General features: G+C 48.6%; 1 protein-coding gene. It reads right to left on the bottom strand.

Going from position 1 to position 666, the window contains the following annotated elements:
• A partial coding sequence (locus ACFMPD_RS17565) for a hypothetical protein (RefSeq protein WP_380997361.1) occupies nucleotides 1–575 on the bottom strand: 575 nt, incomplete at its 3' end.
• Between the last annotated feature and the right edge of the window lie 91 nt (nucleotides 576–666).

The raw sequence follows: 666 nt of genomic DNA on the forward strand, positions 1-666 counted from the left end.
ACCGATTTGTGCAACAAGGCCCACTTCCACCAAGGTTCTGCACCTTCTTCTGCTACGTCCTTGCTAACTCCTGCCAATCCCCTGGCCAGATCCCCAAAACGGGCAAGCGCGGTTCTGGGTTTGCTCACCTCTTTCGCCAGCGCTCCTAGAATGTCGAAGACTTTTTCTTTCTTGGATACCTGTGCTGAAGATTTCTCAACGGCCGTTCTAATCTTCTCGATTAGGGCATGTATCTTGTTTTTTTGATCTTCCGTAAATCCAACAGAGTTAAGCTTGGAGCGACGCGAACCGTGTATCCGCATTTGGATAATCACATTGTCAACATCGCGGAAGAACAGCCAAAACGTTTCGCCAAACCCGCGGGAGTTATGCTGAGCGGCGGAATAATTATTTAATGCTTCCACATTCAAAGCCTTAGCTGCCGCTAGTGTCTTGTTCATATAGTCGGCGGCTTCAAACTCCCAGTTTCCGCTCTGGTCCTCTGTCGCACTCTGGTATTCAGAACGAAACTCAGCTTCTAACTTCATAAACGCTAAGTTGTCGTCGTCAGGAAGATCGGGGAAATCCTCATCCATCGCGTACCGCTCACATGTTTATTCAGCAAACTGAGTTGACCACACGAACCGCTATTTTGGAAGAGCTACTAGCTCAATCACTCGCCACGCA

Origin of the sequence: Sedimentitalea sediminis, from assembly GCF_042687825.1 — a bacterium.
In the GTDB taxonomy this organism is placed as follows: Bacteria; Pseudomonadota; Alphaproteobacteria; order Rhodobacterales; family Rhodobacteraceae; genus Sedimentitalea.